This window comes from Streptomyces sp. NPDC047022, assembly GCF_040644155.1.
GTDB lineage: Bacteria > Actinomycetota > Actinomycetes > Streptomycetales > Streptomycetaceae > Streptomyces.
Window position 1 is genome coordinate 1 of record NZ_JBEYVV010000100.1, and the last position, 1,552, is coordinate 1,552.

Sequence of the window (1,552 nt, forward strand, 5' to 3'; positions counted from 1 at the left end):
GGTGAAGAAGCGTAGCGGGTCGTACCCGCGTGTCCGTGTCGAGGGCGGCGGCCGTGGGGCGGTCTCGCAGGCCGGGTCGGTGCTACTGGTCGAGACAATCCGTAAGTCCGGCCTGGACACCGCGATATCGGCGGCGCTGGCCCCGTGGCGCAAACCGCGGGCGGTGCACGACCCGGGCAAGATCCTGCTGGATGTGGCCCTGGCCGTCGCACTCGGCGGAGACTGCCTGGCCGACATCGGCATGCTGCGGGCCGAACCCTCGGTGTTCGGGCCGGTGGCTTCCGATCCGACCGTCTCCCGTCTCGTCGACGCTCTCGCCGCGTCCGGCCCAAAAGCTTTGGCCGCGATCCGGGGCGTACGTTCTCAGGTGCGCGGGCGGGTCTGGGACCTGGCCGGTGAGAGCGGTCCGGCCGCTGACGGCAGCGTCATCGTGGACATCGACGGGGTGCTGGTGCTCGCCCACTCCGAGAAGCAGGACGCCACCGCGACCTGGAAGAAGACCTTCGGTCATCACCCGCTCGTCGCGTTCGTCGACCACGGCCCATCCGGGTCCGGGGAGCCGGTGGCCACCCTGCTGCGGCCGGGCAACGCGGGCTCCAACACCGCCGCCGACCACATCGAAACCGCCCAACTCGCCCTGGCCCAACTGCCCAAACACCTGCGGCGAGGACGGCAGACACTGATCCGGACCGACTCCGCCGGCGGCACCCACGCCTTCCTCGACTGGCTCTCCAGGCCAGGGCGGTGGCTGTCGTATTCCGTCGGAATGACCATCACCGACGCCATCCACCAGGCCGTGCTGAAGATCCCGAAGAAGGCGTGGACGCCGGCCTACGACTCCGGCGGCACCGAGCGGCCCGGCGCCTGGGTCGCGGAGATCACCGACATGCCCGACCTGAGCACCTGGCCCAAGGGGATGCGGCTGATCGTCCGCAAGGAACGCCCGCACCCCGGCGCCCAACTGCGCTTCACCGACCTCGACGGACTGCGGCTGACCTGCTTCGCCACCAACACCAAAGGCGGCCAGCTCGCCGACCTCGAACTGCGCCACCGCAGACGAGCCCGCTGCGAGGACCGCATCCGAGGCGCCCGCGACACCGGCCTGCGCAACCTGCCCCTGCACGACACCGCCCAGAACCGGATCTGGCTGGAGATCATCTCCCTCGCACTCGACCTCCTCGCCTGGATGCCGATGCTCGCCCTGACCGGCCAAACCCGCCGCTGGGAACCGAAGAAGCTCCGCCTTCGCCTGTTCTCCGCCGCCGCCCAGCTCGCCACCACCGGCCGCCGCCACTGGCTCCGCTTCACCGCCCGATGGCCCTGGACCGACGTCATCACCCACGCGATCGACACGCTCCACAGCCTCCCGAACCCCGGCTGACCAGCCATTTCGACCGTCCCGACAACCCGCATCACCCCACCGGCGAAGTGGAACCCGGCGCCCACCCGACGCGAAAGCCGGGCCCTCAACCTGCCCAGCCCCGAAATGACCCCACCACACAGACACAGAATCCCCGTCAGCAAGCTGACAGGGACTCATGAACGATCGAGG

At 70.0% G+C, this 1,552-nt stretch carries 1 protein-coding gene; it reads left to right on the top strand.

What is annotated here, in order from left to right; all coding sequences use genetic code 11:
• Window position 1: 1 nt before the first annotated feature.
• Window positions 2-1,381 (top strand): IS1380 family transposase, encoded by a 1,380-nt coding sequence (locus ABZ845_RS31925; RefSeq protein ID WP_360987048.1) that lies wholly within the window; start codon window positions 2-4, stop codon window positions 1,379-1,381.
• Window positions 1,382-1,552 lie beyond the last annotated feature (171 nt).